The sequence below is a fragment of the Halomonas sp. SpR1 genome, assembly GCF_031010175.1.
Taxonomy (GTDB): domain Bacteria; phylum Pseudomonadota; class Gammaproteobacteria; order Pseudomonadales; family Halomonadaceae; genus Vreelandella.
The window spans coordinates 1-23724 of sequence record NZ_JAUAMB010000015.1 but is presented as its reverse complement, the minus strand read 5'-3'; the positions used below and the strand labels follow the sequence as shown (position 1 = coordinate 23724).

Sequence of the window (23724 nt, the reverse complement as noted above, 5' to 3'; positions counted from 1 at the left end):
GGGCGCCGTAGGGTGCTTCAAGGTCTTAATTAAACTCCTCCAGCGTTTCGCGATACGCAATAAAGTCTTCTCGGCGCTGCTCAATTCTTGCCAACGCCTGCTGGTCATTTTCCCTCTCGGCGGCATCCCGGGCGATGGAAAGCTGGCGAATGCCGCGATCAACCCGGCCAGTCAGTTGCAGATACTCTGCGCGCGCTAAATGCCCCCAGCTGTCATGTCCGCTGCGCCCGGCTGCTTCAGCTAGCAGGTTAAAGCCCTGCGGGTTTTCCGGATTTTGCGCGGTAATATCGTTCAGCAACTGATAGGCCGCAGGAGGATCGCGCTGCAGCTGTGATTCAGCCAGGATCAGCTGGGCAGGCAGGTAGTTGGGCATAAAGCGCAGTAATCGCTGGCTGCGCTGAATGGCCTGGTCATAGCGCCCCGCTTCCAGCGCCACGCTGGCTGCAGAGGCGGGCAGCATGGCGTAGTCGGGATGCTGGTTGGCAAGCCTATCCAACTGCTCCAGAGCACTGTCGGTTTGGCCGTTGCGCGCATCGATCAGTGCCGCTAGGTAATCCTGGGCGGCTTGGTCGGCGCCTTCCCGAGAAAGGCGAGACGTGGCTTGCTGGGGAGTGTTGCTGTAAATGCTTAGCAGGGCACGGGCGCGCATCATGTCGTATAGGGTGTCGCTGGTGTACGCATCGGCGACATTGAGTTGGGCTGCGCGGGCTTGTGCGGCGCTAAGGCGACTATCGGAAACCGGGTGGGTGAGTAGGAACTCCGGCGGCGTATCGCCCTGCAGTCGGGCCATGCGCTGCATGGCTGAAAACATGCGTACCATTGCCTGAGGGTCATAGCCGGCGTCGGCCATAGCCTGCAGGCCGATGTTATCGGCTTCCTGTTCGAACAGCCGCGAGTAGCTGAGCTGATCCTGAATCAGTGCCGCCTGGGAGCCCATGGCGGTCGCCATGCCAACGTCGCCGCCGCCACTGGCGGCAATCAGCATACCTGCCAGCATGGCCGCCATGGCGGGCAGTTGGGTCTGTGCTGCACGGGCACTGCCCCGGGCATAGTGGCGTTGAGAGAGGTGGCCCAGTTCGTGAGCTAGCACCGAGACAAAGGCACCTTCATCTTCGGCAAACGCGAAAAGCCCCGAATTGATGCCCACTACGCCGCCAGGTACGGCAAAGGCGTTCAGGGAGCCGTTATCGACCATCACGGTGATGGTACGCAGGCCGTTAATCTGGCTGTGTGGGGCCAGCCGGGCAATCAGACTTTGCAAATAATCATTGGTAATGGGGTCTTGCCACTGAGGGGCCTGGGCACGAAACTGACGCAACCAAGCGCGGCCCAAGCGATACTCTTCATTGCTGACAGAGGTAGATGCCGCCCCTAAACTGGGTAAGCCGTAATCGTTATTAGCGACGCTTGGCGGACTAAACAGTAAGCTGCCACAGGCACAAGCGAACGCACATATCCAGCCAGGGTAAGCGGTACGATAGGTCGGCATGGCATCCTCTTAAGTGATGGTTAAGCACGTCAGTCATAGTGTGACATTGATAAAGGCTGGGAAGTGCCGTTAAATCGACTACCTAGCGAAATCAATCGCTAAACGACAGTGTATGCCGCAGCGTTTATTAAACAATATTTATGCAACAGCATTGATCAATCTACGCCGTCAATAGGCAAGTTATTTTGAGGGAGAGTGTATGTCTGAGCAAACCGGGGGCTTTCAACCCGACACGGTGCTTGACGCTTGTGGGCTGCATTGCCCATTGCCATTGCTAAAAGCGAAGCAGGCTTTGGCAAGCTTGGCGGCAGGACAATTATTGGAAGTACGCTCAACGGATGCCGGTTCGTGGCGGGATATGGCGTCGTTTACCGACCAGAGTGCGCATACGCTGGAGGGTCGTGAGCAGCGAGATGACGTCTACGTGTACTGGATTAGAAAAGCGGGAGATGCGCACTCATGACCCTGCGCACGATTCTGAAAAGCTGGGTTGAGCGTTACTTCTCGGATGAGGAGGCGCTCATTCTGTTGGTAGTACTGGTGGCGGGCTTTGCAGCGATTATCTGGTTCGGACGGATGCTCGCCCCCTTTTTTACCGCACTGGTGATTGCGTTTCTTTTGCAAGGCGTTGTGAGCGCGTTTACCCGGCGGGGAGTGCCACATCTGCTGGCGGTTATACTGGTTTTTCTGGCCTTTATCAGTGTGCTGCTTACCCTGGCGTTTATTCTGATGCCGTTGATCTGGAATCAGCTAGTGGGGCTGGTGCAAGAGACGCCGCGGATGTTTGCCAGTGGTCAGGGATGGTTGGATGAGCTGCAGGCGCGCTACCCGAACATTATTACGCCTGATCAGATGCAGAGCTGGATAGGTGTTGCAAGCCGCGAAATTAGCCAGTTAGGCCAGCGCGCTTTAACGCTCTCGTTAGCCTCGCTAGGCAACATTATGGCGCTGATTATTTACTTGGTGCTGGTGCCGATTCTGGTCTTCTTTATGCTCAAGGATCGCGACGTGCTGGTCGGTTTCATACTTTCGCTGCTGCCCCAAAAGCGCACGCTGCTATCGCGTATTTGGCGTGAGATGGACGATCAGATAGCCAACTATATCCGCGGCAAATTTATTGAAATCATCATCGTGGGGACGGTGGCGTTCTTTACCTTTGCTTTTTTTGGTTTGCCGTATACGGCGCTATTGGCGGTGCTGGTGGGGTTTTCAGTGCTGGTGCCCTACATCGGTGCAGCGGTGGCCACGCTGCCGGTCGCTGCGGTGGCTGGGTTTCACTTTGGCCTTAGTGAACAGTTTGCATATGTGCTGGTGGCTTACGGCGTGATTCAAGCATTGGATGGCAACGTATTGGCACCGATATTATTCTCTGAAACCAATAATATTCACCCGGTTTCTATCATTGTGGCGGTGCTGTTCTTTGGTGGAATTTGGGGGTTCTGGGGCATTTTCTTTGCCATTCCCTTGGCAACGCTGCTGAAAGCGCTAATTTACGCTTGGCCGCGCAGCATGCAAGGGCGTGATGAGCAGCGGGGGTTGCAAGCCCAAGCGCCGGCAAAAGAGTTCGAGTAGCGCTGAACACTGCCCGCGCTGGTCGCGGGCATGATGGGTTAGCTAGCAGCGTTAAGTTTTTCAGCCGCAGCAAGCACTTCGTCAGCGTGGCCAGGCACTTTAACACCTCGCCACTCCTGGGCTAGCTTGCCCTCTTTGTCAATCAGGAAGGTGCTGCGTTCGATGCCCAGGTGCTCCTTGCCGTACATCTTCTTGAGTTTGATAACGTCAAATAGCGTGCAGACGTTTTCATCTTTGTCGGAGATCAGGTCGAAATTAAAATCCTGCTTGGCCTTAAAGTTCTCCTGGGCGCGCAGGCCGTCACGAGAGACGCCGAGAATCACCGTATTGGCGGCATCAAAGGCGGGTTTACGGTCACGGAAATCTCCTCCTTCGGTGGTGCAGCCGGGCGTGCTGGCTTTAGGGTAGAAGTAAATAACCACTTGTTTGCCGCGCAGTTCCGACAGCGTCACTTGGGTATCACCGGTGGCAGTAGCGGAAAAATCCGCGACGGGCTGGCCGATTTCAACAGGCATGATGAGATCCTTATTTACGGTGGATGTTAAGGGTGATTACACGCAAGCCAGAGGGCATTGTCAAAGCGCAAAACATCGTGACGACAAACTCACATCGCTTTACGCTGTACAGGCTCGAATCGCCTGAGTACCATTTGGCCTCTGTGCGAATTGTCGCGTGAGGCGAAATAGCGTGATCGCGCTCGGTTTCGACAAGCATCTAAAACAGTTAGCACTTAAAAACCTAGATAGTTGATATCACAATTTGGCTGGTGAGGAATAAACGGATGATCACAGGCAGCATCGTCGCCCTGGCGACGCCTATGAAGGTCAATGGCGACATCGACTGGGAGGCGCTTCGCCGTCTGGTGAACTTCCATCTCGAAAATGGCACCGATGCCATTGTGGCAGCTGGCACCACGGGCGAGCCGACTACCATGTCCTTCGCAGAGCACTTTGACGTCATTCGCAGCGTGGTAGAAGAGGTCAATGGCCGTATCCCCGTCATTGCCGGTACCGGCTCGAACAACACTACCGAAGCAGTAGAGCTGACCCGCTATGCGAAAGAGGTCGGTGCCGATTATTGTCTAACGGTTGCGCCTTACTACAACAAGCCTACACAGGAAGGGCTATTTCAGCACTTTAAGGCCACCGCCGAGGCAAGCGACCTGCCGGTCATTCTTTACAATGTGCCGGGCCGTACCTGCTCTGATATCTACAATGAGACCGTCTTACGTCTGGCTGAAGTCGATAATATTATCGGTTTAAAAGACGCTACAGGGAACCTGGAGCGTGCGGAAGATCTAATCACCCGCCTAAAGGGCAGTGGCTTTATGCTCTACTCTGGCGACGATGCGACCGCCTGTGACTTTATGTTGATGGGTGGCCATGGCGATATCTCAGTCACCGCCAATGTTGCCCCCAGAGCGATGCATGAGCTTTGCGCGGCAGCCGTAGCCGGTGACGCCGATAAGGCGCATCAGATTAATACGCGTTTGATGCCGCTGCACACCAATCTGGGTATAGAGTCGAACCCTATCCCCGTGAAGTGGGCGCTGAATCGTATGGGTTACGCGGACGCAGGTATTCGCTTACCGCTAACTTGGCTGTCGGAAAAGTACCACGCCACCGTGAGCGAAGCACTGCAGCTGGCGGGCGTCGTAGAGGAGTAACCCGACACAATACCCTTTGCTATCCAGCTCACTTTCCGCTGAGCTGGGTACCTGATTTGTTGACTTAAGGTGGCTTGATGAGCTCTGTGCTTGAAATACGTGCGCTTAAATGGGTTCCGCTGGCACTTGCAGCGGCTGTCGCGCTCTCTGGTTGTGCGCGGGATGGTTTTTACCACGACCGTAACCTGGATTACACTGAGGCCGCTCCGGCGCCGCCTCTGGTGCTGCCAGAGACCCGCAATACCCAACGCTACCGCGATGCGCTACCGGTTCCTCAGGCCGCCACCCAGGGGGCACGGCTTGACGAAGCGGCAGAAATTCGCCCTCCGCAGTCACTGGCAATCGGTAGCGGCTTGGAGCCTGAGTACGTTGAGCGCCGTGAAGTCGGCGATCAAACCTGGCTAGTGGTGGCTGCCGATACCGGTACAGTTTGGCCGCAGTTGGAAGAGTTTGTACGCAGCCGTCAGTTGGACATGCTACAGAGTAGCGCTTCCCAGGGGGTTATCGTTACCTCACAGGCGGAAATACGGCTACAGAGCGCGCTACGCGCAGGCAGCAGCGAAGTTCGCTGCGTCAGTGGCGGACAAACCATGGCGAGCTGCCTGGATGCGCTGGAGAGCCACCTAAGTTCGCGCAGCGCGTCAGCCAGCGTCTCCTCTTCATGGACGGCGCAGCGTCTTACCGATGAGCAAACGCTGCAAATTCGCCAGCAAGGCGACGAGTGGGAAGTGATTATTCCCCAGCCAGTTGACCGTGTCTGGGCCGAACTGAACCACTACCTTGAGCTGGACTTTGCCCAAGAAGGGCAGCGTGATTTGCTGGCCGCCGACCCCAGTGACCACGAGTTCCTGGTTGACTATATGACCGAAACCGAGCGTAACCGTAATCCGCTGCAAATTGTCTTCAGCGCGGACGTGCGCAAGATGTCTCAACAGATACGTCTTGCCTTGCAGCCTGACGGCGATCAGACGATTCTGCGTGCCATTAACGCCAGCGAGCGGGCATTCAGCGCCGATGATCAGCGCGAGCTGCTTGAGCGTGTCTCCGGCTATTTACGTTAATTTGTTGACCTTTGATCCCTTACGGAGCCCCCATGGAAAAGCGCCAAGAACTTTACGCCGGTAAGGCGAAATCTGTGTATACCACCGACGATCCGGATTTGTTGGTGCTCAATTTTCGTGACGACACCAGCGCCTTCGATGGTAAAAAGGTGGAGTCGCTGGCCCGCAAGGGGATGGTCAATAACATCTTTAACGCCTTCATTATGGAGCGGCTGCAGGAAGCAGGTATTCCTACTCACTTTGTAAAGCAGCTCTCCAATACCGAGAGTCTGGTCAAAAAAATGCAGATGATCCCGGTGGAGTGCGTAGTGCGCAATATCGCCGCGGGTGGTTTGGTAAAACGGCTGGGTGTCGAAGAGGGTATCGCGCTTACGCCACCGACCTTTGAACTGTTCCTGAAGAACGACGAGAAGGGCGACCCGATGATTAACGAGTCGCTGGCGGAGACCTTTGGCTGGGCCACGCCCGAGCAGTTAGCCAAGATGAAGGTATTAACCTTCAAGGTTAACCATATCCTCAAGGCGCTGTTTGCTGAAGGCGATATGCTGCTGGTGGATTACAAGCTGGAGTTTGGCGTATTCAAAGGTGAAGTCGTGCTGGGGGATGAATTCTCCCCGGACGGTTGCCGCCTGTGGGATGCCAACACCCGCGAGAAGCTGGATAAAGATCGCTTCCGCCAGGGGTTGGGTGGCGTTATCGAGGCCTACGAGGAAGTTGGCCGTCGTTTGGGTATTACCTTTCCCGCGTAAACCGCCACGCTTAAGTTATGACGTGGCGTAAGGTTCGATAGCCATCACCTCTAAGGTGGTGGCTTCGCCGTTTTGGCGGGAGCAAAACTTAACGTCCACGTCGCGCAGTCGAACACCGTAAAGTCGCTCAGACCCCCGATCCTTTTGCTTATAGGCGGGTCTAGGGTCTTGGCTTAGCACCTGTTCAATTAATGCCCGCAGTGTGGCACTGTCCTGGCGCTGAGCGAGCATGTCCAGCGCCGAGGGGTGAAAGGTGACATCCATGAGCGACGGTGTATCGGGGGCAAAACCGGCCTGTGCGTTGGGATGAGATTCGGCCCAAGGCAGATAAGGCTTGATATCGACTACCGGGGTGCCACTGACCAGATCGCAGCCCTGGAGGAGCAGAGTTACGCCGTGTTGGGTGTCGATACCGATTAATCTCGCAAGCGAGAGCCCCAAGCGGTTGGGGCGGTGGGTACTGCGACTGGCAAAAACGCCGACCTTTTTATTGCCCCCCAGGCGCGGAGGCCTCACTAGCGGTGACCAACGTTCGGGGCTGTGATGAAAAATAAAGCTTAGCCACAGGTGGCTGAAGTCTTCCAAACCGCGCACGGCGAGCGGGTCGTTGTAAGGCGCAGTGAGTACAAGCCGGGCATTGGCAGCCGGGGCGAGCCCCGGCTGACGCGGGATACCGAATTTATCGGGGTAGTCGCTAACCACATAACCAATGGGCGTCAGCGTAAAGTGCTCGCTGTTAGGGGCGTCGTCCATCACACTGCCTTTTGCTAGGGTTGATTCGCGTATAATTGATCCAAGTAGTATAAAGCAGGCCAATGCCTTAAGCGTGACCAAATGGGGCGTGATCGAATGTGTCTTGATCAAATGAAAGTTGAACAGCTCAGAGGTGATGCATGACGAATACCGAGGAGCCACAAGCGCCAGCCGGTACGCGGGTAATGTATCGCGCAGCGCTGGCCCGGGATGCCGCCGACCAGGCGGAAGTGTTTTACCACGCTGTTATGCAAGGTGCGGCCACACATTACACGCTATCGGAGCGGAAGGCCTGGGCCCACGCACTGCCCCGAGAGGGCAGCGCGTGGGGAGTTAGGCAAGCGCTCTACACCACCTTGGTGGCAACCTGCGATGGTCGCTGCGTGGGGTTTCTTGAGCTGGATTTAGTCGCCGGGCGAGTTGAAACCCTCTACGTATGGCCCTCACTGGCTGGCCGCGGTATCGGCACCACGCTACTGGTACATGCCGAGCGACTGCTTATCGAGGAGGGCAAGGGGGAAGTCGAGATAGAGGCTAGCTTAGTGCTTTATGAGCGCTTACTGCGCCGTGGCTGGGAGAACCACGGCGAGCAGTGGGTCGAGCGAAGCGGGGAGCGACTGTTGCGTTATAAGCTCACCAAGCGGCTTAACGCTGTTGAAACTTAGACGCTATAGCTGCGGGTAATCCGCATGGAAAGATCGATCGAGGCGATATCTTTGGTCAGTGCCCCGCTGGAGATACAGTCAACGCCGGTATCGGCGATTGCCCGCAGAGTTGTGGCATCCACGTTGCCCGAGGCTTCCAGGGTGGCGCGGCCGCCGTTAATTTCAACGGCAACGTGAAGGTCTTCGATGGCAAAGTTGTCGAGCATGACAATATCAGCCCCCGCTGCCAACGCCTGATCCAGCTCTTCAAATGTTTCTACCTCGACTTCCACAGGCAAGTCGCTGGCGAGCTTGCGCGCCTGAGCCACCGCCGCTTGGATCCCCCCACAGGCAGCAATGTGGTTCTCTTTGATCAAAAACGCGTCCCATAGGCCAATGCGGTGGTTGTGCCCGCCCCCACAGGTGACCGCATACTTTTGCGCCAAGCGCATGCCAGGTAACGTTTTGCGGGTATCCAGCAGACGGACGCCAGTGCCTTCGATCAGGTCGACATAGGTGCGGGTGGCCGTGGCAGTGGCCGACAACGTTTGTAGCACGTTAAGCGCTGCCCGCTCGCCGGTAAGCAGGATACGGGCAGGGCCTTCCAGGGTTAGGAAACACTGACCAGCTTCAAGTTTATCGCCATCGGCGGCGTGCCATGTCAGGCTTACCCGACTATCCAGGCGGCGAAACAGTTCATCCACCCAGGGCGCTCCGCACAGTATGGCGGCTTCACGGCTAATCACGTCGGCGCTGGCCCACTGATGCTCAGGGATCAGTTGCGCGGTAATATCACCCGGGCCAACGTCCTCAGCCAACAGGCGAGCGGCGCTGGCGCGGATTTCTTCAGCAAGAGCGGATTGATAATGCATGGCAGTGATTCTCTGAACGTCGTCGATTATGGGTGGCCATTATAATGAAAGAGAGCCGTGGAAGAACGCGTTACTGTAGAGGAGACCATGCGCATGGAAGACAAACAACCCCTTAGCGGTTGGTGGAGTAGCGCCCGGCAAGTCGTTTCACCCAACTGCGACGCCCGGCTCAGTGAGGAGGTCTCGCTACTACTCATTCACGCTATTAGTCTGCCTCCCGGTCAGTTTAGCGGCGACGCTATTGAGGCGCTATTTACCAATCGGTTGTCGGCTGGTGAGCACCCATTTTTTACGGAAATAGCTCACTTAAGAGTCTCCGCTCATCTGCTCATTCGTCGTGATGGCGAATGTGTGCAGTTTGTTGATACAGATCATCGTGCGTGGCATGCCGGTCGCTCATGCTGGTGGGACGCTCACCAAGCAGGGTGGCGAACAGCGCTCAACGATTTCTCGGTGGGTATCGAACTTGAAGGAGATGACGTTACCCCTTACCGCAAAGCCCAGTATAACGCGCTGGTAGAGGCGACAGTGTGGTTAATGGCGCGTTACCCCCAGATCAATAGCGAGCGTATTACCAGTCATGCCCACGTCGCGCCGCTGCGTAAAACAGACCCGGGCCCGGCATTTGATTGGGCGTATTTTTACCAGCAGCTGAGTCGCGCGTTGCGCTAGGGGGCGAGTGAGCGTTTCAATAGCTAAGTGCTTCACCCCAAACGTAATAAAACGGTAGTTTAATTACATTTTGTCGCCTGCTGATGGCAGCCTTCAATACTCTATATATCACTTATGTTGCACTGCAATAGTTTGTTTTCGATAGGCTTTTCCACCGCGATGGAATTGGCAGCGTGGCGACTTTGAGGTATCTTCCCCTATACAAAAGGCTAACGCTTAACAGCATCATGTAGCTTTACTACATCAATAAGTACCTAAATAAGTACGTAGCTTGTTGAATGTAGAGCTAAAACCCCTATCCGGCGTTTAATCACCGGCTGAATGTTGGCGAGTGGTGGATTTCCACACCGCCGCCCCAGGCCCTTCAGGGTAGCGGGGATTTTTGTCATTTATCGTCATTCGGAGAGACCTCTATGAGTCTGGAGACAAGAGAAGATCTCGATCCGATCGAAACCACGGAATGGATTGATTCCCTGGAATCGGTATTGGATCGTGAGGGCGAAGATCGTGCCCGCTACCTGATGACCCGCCTGGCGGATCGCCTGCGTCGGGACGGCATGAGGGTGCCCTTCTCGGTGACAACCCCGCACCGAAATACGATCCCGGTTCACCGTGAAGCACCGATGCCTGGCGACCTGTTCATGGAGCGTCGTATTCGCTCTTTGATCCGTTATAACGCCATTGCGCAGGTGATTCGCAACAACCGCGCCAAGCCGGGCCTGGGTGGCCACATTGCCAGCTTTATGTCTTCGGCAACCCTGTATGACGTGGGCTTTAACCACTTCTTCCGCGCCCCCCAGGGCGACTTTGCCGGTGACCTGATCTATATCCAAGGGCACGTGGCGCCGGGTATCTACGCGCGTTCCTATTTGGAAGGCCGTCTGTCTGAAGAGCAGATGGACAAATTCCGCCAGGAAGTCGATGGCGATGGCCTCTCGTCCTACCCGCACCCGTGGTTGATGCCTGACTACTGGCAGTTTCCCACGGTATCCATGGGCCTTGGCCCCATTCAAGCGATTTATCAAGCGCACGTGATGAAGTACCTGCATCACCGTGAGCTGAAGGATATGTACGACCGCAAGATCTGGTGCTTTATGGGTGACGGCGAGTGTGACGAGCCGGAATCTCTGGGTGCGATTTCTCTGGCCGGTCGCGAAAACCTCGACAACCTGGTCTTCGTCATCAACTGTAACCTGCAGCGCCTTGATGGTCCTGTGCGCGGCAATTCCCGCGTTATGGACGAGTTCGAAGGCGTCTTCCGTGGCGCTGGCTGGAACGTGATCAAGGTCGTTTGGGGCCGCCACTGGGATCCGCTGTTCGAGAAGGATAAGAAAGGCGTCCTTCAGAAGCGTATGGACGAAGCGGTCGACGGCGAGTATCAGAACTACAAGGCCAACGGCGGTGCGTACACCCGCGAGCACTTCTTCGGTAAGTACCCAGAAACCGAGGCGATGGTCAACGACCTCTCTGACGAAGATATCTGGAAGCTCAACCGCGGCGGTCACGATCCGTTCAAGGTTTACGCGGCGTACAACGAAGCGGTTAACACCTCTAACGGCAAGCCCACGGTTATCCTGGCGCACACCGTTAAAGGCTACGGCATGGGCAGCGGCGATGGCGAAGCGGCCAACGAAGCGCACCAGGTCAAGAGCATGGAGTACGAAGCGCTCAAGACCTTCCGTGATCGCTTCGGTATTCCGCTCACCGACGAACAGCTCAAAGAAGTGCCTTACTACAAGCCGGAAGAGGACTCTCCCGAGCTCAAGTACATGCACCTGCAGCGTGAGCGTCTGGGGGGGTATTTGCCCAGCCGCCAGAGCGACTTTGAAGCGTTGGAGATTCCCAGCCTCGAAGACAAAACCTTTGCCTCGCAAATGGGCGGCTCGAAAGGTCGTGAAGTCTCCACCACCATGGCGTTTGTGCGCGTACTCAATGGCCTGGTGAAAGATAAAAAGCTAGGCAAGAAAGTCGTGCCGATTATCCCCGACGAAGCGCGTACCTTCGGTATGGAGGGCATGTTCCGCCAGCTGGGTATCTACACCTCGGAAGGCCAGAAGTACGAGCCGGTGGATAAAGGCCAGATCATGTTCTACCGCGAGGATCAAAAAGGTCAGATTCTCGAAGAGGGCATTACCGAAGCGGGCGCCATGTCGGCCTGGATTGCCGCCGCGACCTCCTACAGCAACAACAACGTCACGCTACTGCCGTTCTACATCTACTACTCGATGTTCGGCTTCCAGCGCATTGGCGACTTGGCCTGGGCGGCGGGCGACCTGCAGGCACGCGGCTTTATGGTTGGCGGCACCGCAGGGCGTACCACGCTTAACGGCGAAGGTTTGCAGCACCAGGATGGCCACAGCCTGATTCAGGCCTCGACCATTCCCAACTGCCGCAGCTACGACCCGACCTATGCCCATGAAGTGGCGGTCATTGTTCAGGATGGCCTGAAGCGCATGTTCACTGACAAAGAGAACTGCTTCTACTACCTGACGGTGATGAACGAGAACTACGAGCACCCTGCGCTGGAAAACGTACCCGCCGACGATATCGTCAAAGGTATGTACCTGCTGCGCGAAACCAAGGGTGACAAAGGCCGCGTTCAACTGCTGGGCTCTGGCACCATTCTGCGCGAAGTAGAAGCTGCCGCTGAACTGCTTGAGAACGATTGGGGTATTGGCGCCGACATCTGGAGCGTTACCAGCTTTAACGAGCTGCGTCGTGAAGCGCTGCTGCTAGACCGTGTAGCCTTCCTGAACCCAGACGCCGAGGCGCATAAGCCCCACGTCACCAAGTGCCTGGAAGGGCGCGATGGCCCGGTTATTGCCTCTACTGACTACATGAAGCTGTATGCCGATCAAGTGCGCGCCTGGGTGCCGGGTGACTACACTGTACTGGGTACTGATGGCTTTGGCCGTTCAGACACCCGTGAGAAGCTGCGCTACTTCTTTGAAGTAGACCGCTACTTCGTTGCCGTGGCGGCGCTGCGTGCGCTGGCTGAACGCGGCGAGATTGATCGCAAGCAGGTTGGTGAAGCGCTTAAGAAGTACGGCATTGATGCCAATAAGCCTAACCCGCTGACTAGCTAAACCGCTGACCGGTGGGCGGTTGCCCACCGGCTCGATCCGATTTGGAAGGAGCGCGACCTTGAGTAGCGAAATCATCAAAGTTCCCGATATCGGCGGCGATACCGATGTCGAAATCATCGAGATTGCGGTGTCAGAAGGCGACGTCATCGAAGCGGAAGACACCCTAATCACGCTGGAATCCGACAAAGCCAGCATGGACGTACCGGCGCCGAAAGGCGGCAAGGTACTCAAAGTGCTGGTCAAAGAAGGCGATAGCGTCTCGGAAGGTGACGATATCGTTGAGCTGGAAGTCGAAGGTGGCGACGACGAGAAACAAGAGAGCTCGTCTGATAGCCAGTCTGAAGAGGCCCCAGCGAAAAAAGAAACACCTAAAGAAGACAAACCGCAAGAGCAGAAGCCCGCGGCTAAAAAGTCCGCCGGCGGTAAGCAAACGGTGGATATCAAAGTGCCGGATCTCGGTGGCTCTGAGAGCGTCGAAATTATCGAAGTTGCCGTCAGCGAAGGCGATGAGGTCGAGGCCGAAGACACCCTGATCACCCTGGAGTCTGACAAAGCCTCCATGGACGTGCCCAGCCCCCATAGCGGTAAGATTGTCAGCTTTACCGTGAAAGAGGGCGACACGGTTTCTGAAGGCGATGTGATCGGCCAGATGGAGATCGCTGGCGAAGGCGACGACAGTGAAGAGGCGCCGGAAGAGAGCGCTTCTGCAGAGTTCTCTTCTAACCAATCCAGCAGCGAGCCGGAAGCGTCTTCTGAAGACGATCAGGAAGAGACGACTAGCGGCGAGCCGGAGCGCAAAGAGATTCGCGTACCGGATCTTTCAGGCTCTTCTGACGTGCCGATTATCGAGATCGGCGTAGCCGCGGGTGACGAGGTCAACGAAGAAGACCCGTTGATCACCCTGGAGTCCGACAAAGCCTCTATGGACGTGCCTAGTCCCTATAAAGGCAAGCTCCTTGAGCTGACCGTTAAAGAGGGTGATACCGTCTCTGAAGGCGATGTGATCGGCTATATCGAAGTGGCTGGTGCTAAAGCGGATTCTAAGAGTCAGCAAGCCGCACCGAAAAAAGCCGCACCCGAAAAATCCGAGCCTAAAAAAGAGACCAAGGCCACTGAGTCTCCGGTGGGCACGCCTAGCCCGGAAGCCCAGATGGCAGCCCATAAGCCCCGCGATGGCAAGCTGGTTCACGCTGGCCCTGCGGTGCGCATGCTGGCCCGTGAGCTGGGGGTCGACTTGGGGCTGGTGAAACCCAGCGGCCCGAAAGATCGTGTGCTCAAGGAGGACGTACAGTCCTATGTGAAGCAGGCGATTGCCAATCAGGGTAAAGCCCAGCCTGGCGCGGCAGCCGCGGCCACTGGCGGTGCGGGTATTCCGCCAATACCGGAAGTCGACTTCAGCCAGTTTGGTGAAGTGGAAGAAAAGCCCATGGGGCGTCTGCTCAAGATGGGCGCGACCAACCTGCATCGCAGCTGGCTCAATGTGCCCCACGTCACCCAGTTCGACGAGGCGGACATCACCGAGCTGGAAGCTTTCCGTAAAGCGATGAAGGCCGAAGCGGAAGCTCAGGGTGCCAAACTGACGCCGCTGCCGTTTATGGTTAAGGCCTGCGCCTTTGCGCTGCGTAAATTCCCGCAGTTCAACGTCAGCCTGAAGGGTGACGGCGAAACCCTGGTATGGAAGAACTACGTCCATATCGGTATTGCTGTCGATACGCCTGACGGCCTGATGGTGCCGGTGGTACGCAATGCCGATAAAAAATCCTTGATCGAGATTGCCAAGGAGATGGCAGAGCTAGGCAAGAAGGCTCAGACCAAAAAGCTCAAGCGCGACGAGATGACCGGTGGCTGCTTCACCATTTCGAGCCTCGGCTCGATTGGTGGTACGGCGTTTACCCCGATCGTTAACGCGCCGGAAGTGGCCATTCTGGGCGTCTCCAAAGCGCAGATGAAGCCAGTTTGGGATGGCAGCGCCTTCCAGCCGCGCCTGATGATGCCGCTATCGCTCTCCTACGATCACCGCGCGATCAACGGCGCTGATGCGGCACGCTTTACTGCCTTCCTGGCGGATGTGCTGACCGATATTCGTCGCTTACTGCTGTAAAGAGTAGCGATGAACATTTTACAAGCGGCGCCCTTCGGGGCGCCGCTTGTGCTTGCTAAGCCTATAGCAGGGCGACCAAAGTGGTAGATTTGGGACACCTGACTGTTTTAACGACAAAAAAATGACATAAAAGCGGGTCTCTCAGGCTTTTGGGGAGTTGTGTCGCTTGAGAGGCGCGGTTATTGTCAGTTAACAGAATTTACATTCTCATTTTCAGACTCTTTTTTCATACTAAGAACTTCAAGGAGCAGTGCCATGCGTTTAATCCTGTTGGGTGCCCCCGGTGCGGGGAAGGGGACTCAAGCTCAGTTTATTTGCGAGCAATTTAAGATTCCTCAGATTTCCACCGGGGATATGCTACGCACGGCCATTAAAGATGGCACTGAGCTGGGCCTGAAAGTAAAAGAGATCATGAACAGCGGCGGCCTGGTGTCTGACGACATCATCATCGACCTGGTCAAAGAGCGCATCAGCCAGCCCGACTGCGAAAACGGCTTTCTGTTCGATGGTTTCCCACGCACAATCCCTCAGGCCGACGCCATGAAAGAGGGCGGCGTTAAGCTGGATCACGTGGTGGAAATTGCCGTGCCCGACGAAGAGATTGTTAGCCGTTTGGCTGGCCGCCGTGTTCACCAGGCTTCGGGCCGGGTTTATCACGTTGAGCACAATCCGCCCAAAGAGCCGGGCAAAGATGATGTGACCGGTGAAACACTGATCCAGCGTGAAGATGATCAGGAAGCCACGGTGCGCAACCGGTTATCGGTTTACCATGATCAAACGGCGCCGCTGGTCGATTACTACCAGCAGTGGGCCAAGCAGGATCCTCAAAATGCCCCCCAGTATCACCGCATTGAAGGCGTGGGCAGCGTGACCGATATTACCCACCAGGTAAAAGAAGCCCTTAGCTGATAAGAGCCCTTAGCTAATAAAGAGCGTTTTACCTGTTTCGATGGCCCGCTTAATGCGGGCCATCGTCGTATTGGCATGGCAAAGGTATAATGCTGCAACTTTTCTTTCGAGTGGCCACTTGTTATGCCGTTACATCTGCTTGCCCTTGATGCCTCTTCAAGCGCCTGCTCTGCAGCGCTACTGCGCCAAGGCGATTCGGGCACCGAGTGTCTGGCGCGCTTTGAGATGACGCCCCGTGCCCATACCCGTCGGCTGCTGCCGATGGTGGATGAAGTGCTTGCCGAAGCGCAGGTACCGCCTTCCCAGCTTGATGCCGTGGCTTTTGGTCGCGGGCCAGGTTCGTTCACCGGGCTGCGAATAGCCGCGGGGGCAGCCCAAGGTCTGGCGTTTGGCCTCGACTGCCCGCTACTGGGTGTGTCTACCTTGGAGGCGCTGGCCCTTCAGGCCCACCGTCGCTACCACCTGCGCCACGTGGTGACCGCCCTGGATGCCCGCATGGGTGAGGTGTACGCCGCAACCTGGCACTGTCTTAACGATACCATCACGCCGATGAGTGCCGAGGCGGTGCTAGCCCCGGAGAGGCTGAGGCTGCCGGGCGACGAAACCGACTGGGTGGGCGTGGGCAGCGGCTTTGCACTATGGGAGCAATTTACTGTCGATGTGCAGCTCAGCATGCCCCAGCATTTGGATGATTTAGAGCCCCGTGCCGAAGAGATGGCGTGGCTGGCGGCGCGTGATTTTGCCGCTGGTTTGGGGCAGGCCGCCCACTTGGTTCAGCCTGTTTATCTGCGCAACGACGTGGCCTGGAAAAAGCCCGCATGAGCTTTGTAGAGAGCCATGTTGAGGGCGACGTTGAGATCGATCATGAAGGAGTTGTTCTACCTGACGGCCTGCGTTTAGAGCAACGTGAGGAAGGGCTGGTGCTGGTGGGTGATGAGAAGCGCTACGGCAACCCACTGAGTGTTGATTTTGCGGCGGGTAAAGCCGCTCACCGGCGCCGCTTTGGCGGTGGGCGAGGCCAGCTAGTCGCCAAGGCGTGTGGGCTCTCCAAGGGTGTGACACCGAGTATTGTCGATGCCACCGCCGGGCTGGGGCGTGATGCCTTTGTGTTGGCGAGTTTAGGCGCTCAGGTTTTGTTAATTGAGCGAGTCGCAGCGATTGCGGCGCTGTTAGAGGATGGTCTGAAGCGCGCCTCCAGACATAGCGAGACGGCGGATATTGCTGCCCGAATGGTGCTGCGTCACGGCGATGCGGCTCAATCCTTGGCTGAACTCGTCGCAAACGCACGCTTTTCACCCCAGGTGATACACCTGGATCCGATGTTTCCCCATCGTGAGAAATCGGCGCTGGTGAAAAAAGAGATGCGGCTGTTTCGCGAGTTGGCTGGCGACGATAACGATGCCCCGCGATTACTTGAAGCAGCACTGGATGTGGCCACTCACCGGGTGGTGGTTAAACGCCCCCGTAAAGCGCCGCCTATTGCGGGCCCAGCGCCCCAGCATACCCTTGAGGGTAAAACCAGCCGCTACGATCTGTATGTGCATCGCTCATTGGCACGCTAGATCGTTGGCACCCTATCAACCCAGGAGCACCTATGCGGAACGAGTGGCGAGAAGGTAATCGCTTTACGCTGCTGCCCGAGGCTGCGCGCTTTCTGCCGGCCATGTTTGAAGCGGTGCATACCGCACGGCACTATGTGCTGGTAGAGCTCTACTTGATGGAGTCGGGGGAGCTTGCCGATCAGGTCAGCGATGCGCTTATAAAAGCTGCCAAACGCGGGGTCTGCGTCTGTCTGATGTTGGATGGTTATGGCTCCATGGGCCTCTCCAATAGTGATCGCCAACACCTCAAGCAGGGCGGTGTTCAGCTGCGCTTTTTTAACCCTATTGGCTTTCACTCTTTAGCACGGAACTTAAGCCGCGATCACCGCAAAATAGTGGTTATCGATGGCGAACTGGCGTTTACCGGCGGTTTTGGCGCGGTGGATGAGTTTCTCAATGCCTGGTACGAAATTGCGCTACGTATTGAAGGGCCAGTGGTGGCCGATTGGGAGCTGCTGTTTCGCCGGCTGTGGCATTCGCGCCTGACCCGCGCGGAGAAGGGCGATAATCGCCCGGCGACTCTCCCTGAGCGCCGTAAGCCACAGGTGCTCCCTAATGGCGTGCCTGGGCGGGCAATGTCAGCCCGTGGCTACCGCTATCAAGCGATTCGCCACTCGCTGCATCATCGTGTCAGCCAGGTAAATGAACGGCTCTGGCTGTGTACGCCCTATTTCGTGCCCACTTTTGCCCTGCGTCGGCGCTTGGTTCGGGCGGCTCGCCGCGGGGTTGACGTGCGTTTATTGTTGCCGGGGGCAAAGCATGATCATCCCGGCGTGCGTTTTGCCGGGCAGCGCTTTTATCACGCCATGCTCAAGGCCGGAGTGCGCATTTTTGAGTTTCAACCGACCTTTATCCATGCCAAATTTGTGCTCGCCGATGAGTGGGTGAGCATTGGTTCGTGTAACTTTGACCATTGGAATTTGCACTGGAATCTGGAAGCCAACCAAGAGGCGAAGGATCCGAAGCTCGCGGCCGATGTACGCGAGCTGTTTGAGCGTAACTTTGCCGCCAGCCAGGAGGTAGATGCCGAGGCTTGGGCGGCCCGGCCCTGGGGGCAGCGCGTCCGGGAGTGGCTCTATGGTGTGCTTGACGCGCTGATAATGCGGCTTAAATAGCGTCTTTTGCCTGCGTGCTTATGCTTATCTAAGTACCTAGCGCTTTTTGCCTTTTGCAGGCGTTTTTTTGCGCGGTTTGGGTTTGGGCGTTTCCTGCGGCACGCGGTAATGCAGATAAAGATCCAACACCAGCTCCGGCAACTGTACCACCAGCGACTCCTGGCGCGCTTGATCCTTAGCCAGTTCGGCCATGTCCGGCTCATCGTCGAACAGTCCGGAGAGCAGCATAAATGGTAGCAGCAGGGTGGCGGCGGCCTCTTCATCGTCCTGGAACCAGGCGCTTTCGTCGCTGAAGACGCCCTCCATAAAGCCTGCACACCAGTCACCGATAGGCGTTTCCTCGGCAGGCTCACCGCCCAGCGTCAGCTCAAACGGTAGTTCCGGCAGGCCGCCTTGTTCGAGTACTGCCACTGCATTGTCACGCAGCAGCGTGAGCAGGGTGGTAATCTCATCACGCTCAGCATCGCTGGCGTAGCGAGGCTCGCCCTGAAACAGCTCAGCCAGCCACTGGGTAGTGGGCACTTCGCTAGGGGCTACCGCAAGGGCCACTAAAAAACCATGGGCGGAGATGAGATCCAGGGCGTCTTCATCCACTTGATCAGAGTCGAGGAAGTCATCCAGTCTGTCCAGTTGCTCATCCTCGAGCAGTGGCTGCGGGGGCGTGTTCGTTTCAGGCGTATCGCTGCGCTCTGCCATGAGTAAAGCCTCATCTATACAATCGTTCATCAATGGTTATCTTTAACGGCTAGTTTATCACTAATGAAGACATTACCACTGCCCCCCTGGCCTGCCGCTGAATTGGCAGCCATGTCGGAGACAGCGCTGCACCAGGCCGCGCGGGTACGCGTTGAACAGGCGTGGCAGCGCTGCTGTGAAGTGTGCCCGTCGCTGCCAGCGCCAAAAGTGTGGTTTAACCTGCGCGGCGCGGCAGCCGGGCAGGCACATCTTGGCCACGGTGGTTTACGTTTTAATCCGGTACTGCTGAATGAAAACCGCACAGCGTTTTTTGATGAGGTGATTCCCCACGAAATGGCTCACTGGCTGGTGTTTCATTTGGATAATGGCCCGCGCCTGAAACCCCACGGTCACGAGTGGAAAACGGTGATGCGCGATCTCTTCGGCTTAGTGCCCAGTGTGACCCACCGGTTTGATATTAAGCAGGCGCAGTCCGCACCTTATCGTTACCAGTGCGATTGCCGCTTTCATCAATTTACCCCGAGGCGTCATGCTTTAGTGGTAAATGGGCGTCGTTACCGCTGTCGACACTGTGCTAAGACCTTGGTCTACAGGCCGGAAGTTGTCTTGTGATTTGTTTATAAATCTTTGTTTTTTAAATAAAAAACGATAATACCAATGTCTAAAGGGAAGCCCGCGCGAGGAGGTTTATGCTAGGAGAACATTTATGGCAGTCGATACTTACGATAATGGCCAATTAAGCCCCATAACTAGTCGTATCGACTACAGTTTCTTAGAGAGTGCATTTTCACGGACAGAGGCAATTTTATGAGCGATCAACAGAACGTCTATCCGGTGCGCGACGATTTCGCCGCCAATGCCTGGGCCGATAAAGCCAAATATGAGGCCATGTATCAGCAGTCGATGGACGACCCGGAAGGCTTCTGGGCCGAGCAGGCCAAGCGTCTGGACTGGATTAAAGCGCCCACTAAAATCAAAAATACCTCCTTTGCGCGTGATAATGTCGATATCCGTTGGTTTGAAGATGGCCTGCTGAACGTCAGCGCCAACTGTCTTGACCGCCATCTTGAAAAGCGTGGTGATCAGACGGCAATCATTTGGGAAGGCGACAATCCCAATGAATCCAAACATATTACTTATCGCGAACTCTATGCACGCACGAATCAGCTAGCCAACGCGCTGAAAGAGCTGGGCATCGGTAAAGGTGATACCGTCACGCTGTATATGCCGATGATTCCCGAAGCAGCCATGGCGATGCTGGCCTGCTCGCGTATCGGGGCCGTTCACTCTGTAGTATTTGGCGGCTTCTCTCCCGATGCCGTTGCCCAGCGTGTTATCGGCGCCGACTCCAAACTGGTGATTACCGCCGATGAGTCAGTGCGCGGTGGCAAGCACGTGCCGCTGAAGGAGAACGTGGATGCTGCGCTGACCCGTGACGGCACTGATGTATGCAAAAACGTTTTGGTGGTGAAACGCACCGGCGGTGAGATTGACTGGAAAGAGGGCCGCGATGTCTGGTTTGACGAGCTGGTCGATAAGCAGTCCAGCGAGTGTGAAGCCGAAGCCATGGGCGCCGAAGACCCGCTGTTTATTCTCTATACCTCAGGCTCTACCGGTGCGCCTAAAGGTCTGAAGCACACCACCGGTGGCTACCTGACCTATGCCGCCATGACTCATCAGTACGTGTTTGATTATCAAGAGGGTGAAATCTACTGGTGCACCGCGGACGTTGGCTGGGTCACCGGGCATAGCTATATCGTTTATGGCCCCTTGGCCAACGGTGCGACGACCCTGATGTTTGAGGGCGTTCCCAGCTATCCCACCCATGGCCGTATGGGTGATATCGTTGATAAACACAACGTCAATATTCTCTATACTGCGCCCACTGCGGTGCGTGCTCTGATGGCCCATGGCGAAAACGTTATGGACTCTAGCAAGCGCGACAGCCTGCGTCTGCTGGGCTCTGTGGGCGAGCCGATCAATCCCGAGGCATGGGAGTGGTTCTATCGCGTGATCGGCAATGAAAAATGCCCGATTGTGGATACCTGGTGGCAGACTGAGACCGGCGGCATCATGATTGCGCCGCTGCCGGGCGCTACGTCGCTTAAACCTGGCTCTGCGACCGTACCGTTTTTCGGTGTGAAGCCCGCGCTGGTCGATAACGAAGGGAATAAACTGGAAGGCGCCGCTGAAGGCAACTTGGTGATCCTTGACGCTTGGCCGGGCCAGGCGCGCTCTATTTGGGGTGACCACGAGCGCTATGTTCAGACTTACTTCTCGACCTACGATGGTATGTACTTTACAGGTGACGGCTGTCGCCGCGATGAGGATGGTTACTACTGGATCACTGGTCGTGTGGACGACGTTCTGAACGTTTCGGGTCACCGCATGGGCACCGCCGAGATTGAGTCTTCTCTGGTGGCCCACAGCGCCGTTGCGGAAGCAGCCGTTGTTGGTTTTCCGCACGATATTAAGGGACAAGGCATCTATATTTATGTCACCCTGAATGACGGTATCGAGCCGACAGACGAACTCAAAAAAGAGCTGACCCAGTGGGTGCGCAAAGATATTGGCCCGATTGCGTCGCCGGATGTCATCCAATGGGCGCCAGGTTTGCCGAAAACCCGCTCGGGTAAAATCATGCGCCGTATTCTGCGCAAGATTGCCGCCAATGAGTGTGATGGTTTGGGGGATACCAGTACGCTGGCTGACCCCTCGGTGGTCGATGAGCTAATTGAGCATCGTGCCAACCAATAATGGCGACAACGAATTAGGCTGTTTAGCCGCAACAGCCCCTTGAAAAAGCCGTGCCGACCCGAGTAGGTCGGCACGGCTGTGTTTATAGATACGCGTTTATAGATGCGTGTTTCACTTGTGTGAACGATCTATTATAAATTGTGCATGTGATGCTTGGGCATGATGAAGCCCATGGGGTACCATGCTTCACAACCGTAAGAGCCTAGCGTCGCGGCGGCAGACAACCCCGCTGCTCGAGGAACCGGAGGAATATCCATGGCAGTAGCTCATAAGTTTATCGTCGCTGACGATCACCCGCTGTTTCGTGCAGCGCTGACCCAAGCGTTACGCCAGTTGGCCCCCCAGGCGGAAATTGTCGAAGCGGACACCATGGAAGCCACCACCGATGTGGTGAATCGCCATCCTGATGCCGACTTGATTCTGCTCGATCTGCATATGCCGGGAGCCCACGGCTTCTCAGGCTTGATTCAACTACGCGGCCAGATGCCCGATATTCCCGTGGCGGTGGTATCAGGCAGTGATGAGCCCTACGTGGTGCGTCGTGCTATTGACTACGGCGCGTCGGGTTTTATCCCTAAATCGTCTTCACTGCAGCTTATTGCTGAAGCGGTTGGCGAAATCCTGCAGGGCGAAGTGTGGCTGCCCGAGGCGTTGGCCAACGTCTTGGAAGAGACCAGCGAGGAGGAGTCGCGCTTTGCTGAGGCGATTGCCTCGCTAACGCCCCAGCAGTTCCGCGTCTTGAATATGCTCACCGAAGGCCTGCTGAATAAACAGATTGCTTACGAACTGAGCGTCTCTGAAGCGACCATCAAGGCTCACGTGACAGCGATTCTACGCAAGCTGGGCGTTCACTCCCGCACCCAGGCAGTGATTGCTGCCCAGAAGCTGGAAGTCGAACCGCCGAAGGTTGTCTCCTAAGCGGCTGTTGTTATTGAGGCCTGCTGTTTGTTAAGACCTGATGTGGTTAGCTGCGGCGCGCTTAACGCGCCGCGCGATTGGCCTGTAACGTGCGTGTCAGTAGTGCCTGTATGAAAAATATCTTAAGTACTTGTTTCAATAGATGATAATGCCAGTTTTTTCACGAAGCCGTTTTGGAACTCTGTCCTTTCAGGAAATATTGGTGCATCAGATCATTGGTGTTTTCATTAGTACCATGCTGGCCTGAGCGGTACGTGTTGCAAAAGTAGGTCTTGGTCGAGGCGGCCTTAGCCACCTTGGGGTGATGGTGTGAACTATTCCCTTGGCGTGGTGGTGTCAATAACCGGGTCATTGCTCTATCCGTTCTAGTGACGGTGATTGCTAGTATCCTCACTGCCAATAGGTAGCCACTACGCCTTTCGATCACCATCTTCAGCCCGGATTCTTTGTGACCCTTGATCACCGTGTTGCCTTCCCAGTGAAGGTATAGTGCCGTTTTCCCCCCTCTCGGCATGGTACTGCTTGATGTCCAACCATGCGGAATCTTGCCTAACCCCGTCTGCTTCGCCAACTATCGCTGATAACGCCGTTATGCGTGTAGTAACCAATTGCCTTGGCTATCTTATGCGGGCCATACGATAGCCAAAAATCGGTATCGTTGTGTCTTTGCCAGTTGTCGGTACCCGTGCTGTGCGTCACTTGGGTAGATAAGGCAGATATGGTGCAGACGACGTTCCTCTTGATTTTGACGGGTGTTCCAAAGTGCTGCAGTTATTCTATGAATCCAAGCTTTATGGCGTTCATCTGCCACCTACAATTGAGCCTGAATGTAGATCAAAAGTGTTTTTGTAAGAGATGTCTTACATTTTTTTAAGAATATGCTTACATAATCTGACTAGTGTATCCGTTAAAATGCGAGTGTTATCTGTAACGTTCCGACGTCACCCCATCTTCAGTAGCACCTGGGTTTAGAGTCAGAAGTAACTTTATCGTGTTTTACCACCAGTTGCTCGGCATAGGCTGACGGTGTCAGCCCTCCAAGGCTCTTCTTCGGTCTTTCTTC

General features: G+C 55.9%; 21 protein-coding genes. 16 read left to right on the top strand and 5 right to left on the bottom strand.

What is annotated here, in order from left to right; genetic code table 11:
• Positions 1–25: 25 nt before the first annotated feature.
• On the bottom strand, positions 26–1489 hold the full coding sequence (locus QT231_RS12200; RefSeq protein WP_308337130.1) for a M48 family metalloprotease: 1464 nt from the start codon (positions 1487–1489) through the stop codon (positions 26–28).
• Between the two features lie 199 nt (positions 1490–1688).
• Here QT231_RS12200 and QT231_RS12195 point away from each other — a divergent pair, with 199 nt between their 5' ends.
• The gene (locus QT231_RS12195; RefSeq protein WP_308337129.1) at positions 1689–1952 is read left to right on the top strand and encodes a sulfurtransferase TusA family protein; all 264 of its coding nucleotides are present in this window, start codon (positions 1689–1691) and stop codon (positions 1950–1952) included.
• The gene (locus tag QT231_RS12190; protein WP_308337128.1) at positions 1949–3061 is read left to right on the top strand and encodes an AI-2E family transporter; all 1113 of its coding nucleotides are present in this window, start codon (positions 1949–1951) and stop codon (positions 3059–3061) included. The genes QT231_RS12195 and QT231_RS12190 overlap by 4 nt, the downstream gene beginning before the upstream one ends.
• A 38-nt stretch (positions 3062–3099) precedes the next feature.
• Here QT231_RS12190 and QT231_RS12185 read toward each other — a convergent pair whose 3' ends face one another.
• On the bottom strand, positions 3100–3576 hold the full coding sequence (locus tag QT231_RS12185) for a peroxiredoxin (RefSeq protein WP_308337127.1): 477 nt from the start codon (positions 3574–3576) through the stop codon (positions 3100–3102).
• Between the two features lie 266 nt (positions 3577–3842).
• Between QT231_RS12185 and dapA the strand changes: the two genes are divergently transcribed.
• From dapA to purC, 3 genes are all read left to right on the top strand, one after another.
• Positions 3843–4727, top strand: coding sequence for a 4-hydroxy-tetrahydrodipicolinate synthase (gene dapA, locus QT231_RS12180; protein ID WP_088699388.1), 885 nt, complete (start codon positions 3843–3845; stop codon positions 4725–4727).
• A 77-nt stretch (positions 4728–4804) separates the two neighbouring features.
• Positions 4805–5788, top strand: coding sequence for an outer membrane protein assembly factor BamC (gene bamC / locus QT231_RS12175; protein WP_308337126.1), 984 nt, complete (start codon positions 4805–4807; stop codon positions 5786–5788).
• A gap of 32 nt (positions 5789–5820) precedes the next feature.
• On the top strand, positions 5821–6537 hold the full coding sequence (gene purC / locus QT231_RS12170) for a phosphoribosylaminoimidazolesuccinocarboxamide synthase (RefSeq protein ID WP_088699390.1): 717 nt from the start codon (positions 5821–5823) through the stop codon (positions 6535–6537).
• A gap of 15 nt (positions 6538–6552) precedes the next feature.
• Here purC and tsaA read toward each other — a convergent pair whose 3' ends face one another.
• Positions 6553–7290, bottom strand: coding sequence for a tRNA (N6-threonylcarbamoyladenosine(37)-N6)-methyltransferase TrmO (gene tsaA, locus QT231_RS12165; RefSeq protein ID WP_308337125.1), 738 nt, complete (start codon positions 7288–7290; stop codon positions 6553–6555).
• A gap of 140 nt (positions 7291–7430) precedes the next feature.
• Here tsaA and QT231_RS12160 point away from each other — a divergent pair, with 140 nt between their 5' ends.
• Positions 7431–7955, top strand: coding sequence for a GNAT family N-acetyltransferase (locus QT231_RS12160; protein ID WP_308337124.1), 525 nt, complete (start codon positions 7431–7433; stop codon positions 7953–7955).
• Here the strand turns inward: QT231_RS12160 and nadC are convergent.
• A complete protein-coding gene (nadC, locus tag QT231_RS12155) occupies positions 7952–8806 on the bottom strand; it encodes a carboxylating nicotinate-nucleotide diphosphorylase (RefSeq protein WP_308337123.1) in 855 nt (284 codons plus the stop codon). The two genes, QT231_RS12160 and nadC, sit on opposite strands and share 4 nt — an antisense overlap.
• A gap of 93 nt (positions 8807–8899) precedes the next feature.
• On the opposite strand from nadC, the gene ampD reads away from it, so the two are divergent.
• From ampD to QT231_RS12120, 7 genes are all read left to right on the top strand, one after another.
• Positions 8900–9478: a 1,6-anhydro-N-acetylmuramyl-L-alanine amidase AmpD gene (gene ampD, locus QT231_RS12150; RefSeq protein ID WP_308337122.1), complete on the top strand. Its 579-nt coding sequence runs from the start codon at positions 8900–8902 to the stop codon at positions 9476–9478.
• A gap of 413 nt (positions 9479–9891) precedes the next feature.
• Positions 9892–12564 carry a pyruvate dehydrogenase (acetyl-transferring), homodimeric type gene (gene aceE / locus QT231_RS12145; protein ID WP_308337121.1) on the top strand — a complete coding sequence of 891 codons (2673 nt, stop codon included), beginning with the start codon at positions 9892–9894 and terminating at the stop codon, positions 12562–12564.
• A gap of 58 nt (positions 12565–12622) precedes the next feature.
• The gene (aceF, locus tag QT231_RS12140) at positions 12623–14665 is read left to right on the top strand and encodes a pyruvate dehydrogenase complex dihydrolipoyllysine-residue acetyltransferase (protein WP_308337120.1); all 2043 of its coding nucleotides are present in this window, start codon (positions 12623–12625) and stop codon (positions 14663–14665) included.
• 255 nt (positions 14666–14920) lie between these two features.
• A complete protein-coding gene (gene adk, locus QT231_RS12135; protein ID WP_308337118.1) occupies positions 14921–15574 on the top strand; it encodes an adenylate kinase in 654 nt (217 codons plus the stop codon).
• A gap of 123 nt (positions 15575–15697) precedes the next feature.
• The gene (gene tsaB, locus QT231_RS12130; protein WP_308337116.1) at positions 15698–16396 is read left to right on the top strand and encodes a tRNA (adenosine(37)-N6)-threonylcarbamoyltransferase complex dimerization subunit type 1 TsaB; all 699 of its coding nucleotides are present in this window, start codon (positions 15698–15700) and stop codon (positions 16394–16396) included.
• Positions 16393–17136, top strand: a complete 744-nt coding sequence (locus tag QT231_RS12125; protein WP_308337115.1) for a class I SAM-dependent methyltransferase — start codon at positions 16393–16395, stop codon at positions 17134–17136. Before tsaB ends, QT231_RS12125 begins: the two co-directional genes overlap by 4 nt.
• Before the next feature lie 32 nt (positions 17137–17168).
• A complete protein-coding gene (locus tag QT231_RS12120; protein WP_308337113.1) occupies positions 17169–18290 on the top strand; it encodes a phospholipase D-like domain-containing protein in 1122 nt (373 codons plus the stop codon).
• 36 nt (positions 18291–18326) lie between these two features.
• Here QT231_RS12120 and QT231_RS12115 read toward each other — a convergent pair whose 3' ends face one another.
• Positions 18327–18986, bottom strand: coding sequence for a YecA family protein (locus tag QT231_RS12115; protein ID WP_308337206.1), 660 nt, complete (start codon positions 18984–18986; stop codon positions 18327–18329).
• 63 nt (positions 18987–19049) lie between these two features.
• Between QT231_RS12115 and QT231_RS12110 the strand changes: the two genes are divergently transcribed.
• The 3 genes from QT231_RS12110 (at position 19050) to QT231_RS12100 (ending at position 22661) form a co-directional block, all read left to right on the top strand.
• A complete protein-coding gene (locus QT231_RS12110) occupies positions 19050–19598 on the top strand; it encodes a SprT-like domain-containing protein (RefSeq protein ID WP_308337112.1) in 549 nt (182 codons plus the stop codon).
• 195 nt (positions 19599–19793) lie between these two features.
• On the top strand, positions 19794–21743 hold the full coding sequence (acs, locus tag QT231_RS12105; RefSeq protein ID WP_308337111.1) for an acetate--CoA ligase: 1950 nt from the start codon (positions 19794–19796) through the stop codon (positions 21741–21743).
• 255 nt (positions 21744–21998) lie between these two features.
• Positions 21999–22661 carry a response regulator transcription factor gene (locus tag QT231_RS12100; RefSeq protein ID WP_007113812.1) on the top strand — a complete coding sequence of 221 codons (663 nt, stop codon included), beginning with the start codon at positions 21999–22001 and terminating at the stop codon, positions 22659–22661.
• Positions 22662–23724: the final 1063 nt, after the last annotated feature.